This is a genomic window from Streptomyces litmocidini (genome assembly GCF_014649755.1).
GTDB classification, from domain to species: Bacteria; Actinomycetota; Actinomycetes; order Streptomycetales; family Streptomycetaceae; genus Streptomyces; species Streptomyces litmocidini.
This window is the reverse complement of sequence record NZ_BMTQ01000054.1, coordinates 1-1,876: the sequence shown is the minus strand read 5'-3', so window position 1 is coordinate 1,876 and position 1,876 is coordinate 1. Positions and strand designations below refer to the sequence as shown.

2 tRNA genes and 1 rRNA gene are annotated in these 1,876 nt (G+C 26.2%); all 3 read right to left on the bottom strand.

What is annotated here, in order from left to right:
• Positions 1-46: 46 nt before the first annotated feature.
• A tRNA-Leu gene (locus IE180_RS37855) sits at positions 47-127 on the bottom strand.
• Between the two features lie 5 nt (positions 128-132).
• Positions 133-203, bottom strand: a tRNA-Ile gene (locus IE180_RS37850).
• A gap of 346 nt (positions 204-549) precedes the next feature.
• Positions 550-1,876, bottom strand: a 16S ribosomal RNA gene (locus tag IE180_RS37845); the annotation flags it as partial.

Sequence of the window (1,876 nt, the reverse complement as noted above, 5' to 3'; positions counted from 1 at the left end):
CTCCCCTATAATATATATATATAAAATATATATAAATATATAACAATACGGTTAGTAGGATTCGAACCTACACGATATTAATCCGAACATTTTAAATGTTCTATGTCTACCTTTTCATCATAACCGCTTATATTAGTTTAGTAAGAATCGAACTTACATCTATCGATTATCAATCGATCTCTCTACCTTTGAGATATAAACTATAAAGATATATCTTCTACCTTTTATATATTAGATTATAAATATGTCCTTCAATAAAAAGATATATATATCCCTTATTGAAATATATTTTCTACCTTTGGTAGGTAATATATTTTCCAAGTTATAAAAAAAAGGTGGGAATTTAATATATATATATATAATCTCTACCTTTATTTGAAAGGAAGTGGAAGAGGGTAGTAATAAAAATAAGTATATATATTTTCTCTAATAAGATATATATTTCCTATATTATAAAAAAGATAATAATTCCCTTTTATTGAAAAGGAGTGGATGTGAATCTTTCCTTTGTGAAGGGTAGTAATAAAAAGTTTAAGATGAATAAATATTTAAAATTATAACTCCCGATCAGATTCCTCTAATCGAACCGTATTACAACTTACAACAGGTTATTTATTATTCTTTTTTTTTTTTACATAAAAGGAATAAACTTCGTGCTGTTGATGAGTAGTTAGTACGAGATAGCTCTAAAATTCACCGTGACACAATAGTTCACGATTACTAGCAATTCCATATTCATATAACCGAATTTCAGGTTATAATTCCTACGAAAAGAATTATTAATTCAAATTATTATAGTTTAATATAATTAAAATTAGATAAAATCTTTTATAAATCTTAATCTTTGAATGAAAGATATAAGATAAATTTGAAATAAAATTATATAATTGTCTATAATTTTGTAACACGTCTATAGCCCATCTTATAAGGGTCATCATGATTAGTCTTCAACCTAAACTTATAATTAAATTTCTAAAAAAGGAAATACCTAATAAGGTGTAGGATTACGTTCATTAAGTAACTTAACATAAAACTTCACAGTATGAACTGACGACAACGATGTAACGCCTGTATAAATATAAATAATTTATATATATATATAAATATATATATATAAAAAAATATATATAATATTCAAAAGATGGTAAGGTTTTTGGTGGATAATCCAATTAAATAACATGTTCCACTGCTAATAGCTAAAACCGTCTAATGTCTTGTTTTTCACTCTTGCGAGCTTACTTGTCAGGCGGAATACTTTTCATTTTCACTTTTCTATTTAAATTTAAATTTAAACTCAATATAGTATTCATAGTTCACTGCTACGACTAAACGGTCGACGACTCCATCTCGCTACCATAGCTTTCTTCCCACAACGTCAATAAATTATAAGTAAATTACTGGCTGTCTAAGATATATCTAAATTATATTAACAATATATATCCTTTTCATTTTACTTAATCTAATTTATTCTATTTTATTTTATGTTCTACGGAACCTTTAAGCCTTATTGAACAATGCTTGCCCCCCATGTCTAACCGCAGCTGCTGGCACATGTTTTGGTCGGGACTATTACATAATTATATCATTATTATAATTATTTAGAAGTTTATAGTTATTCTTTATTTATATTCTTTTATCTATTTATATTCCTTCCAAAGAAGATATATAAATATATATTTTATAAATCCCTTCTTATAGATAACTTGATCAGTCGTTAGACCATTGTCAAAGATTCCCCACTGCTGCTCTAAAATAGAGTTGATACTATATATCAATGTGACCGTTCTGACGGTAATCATCGGCTCCAGTTCTTTGGCTAGAAATTTATTCTAATACCTACATCTGCATAAAATATTTTATATATATTAAAATATAT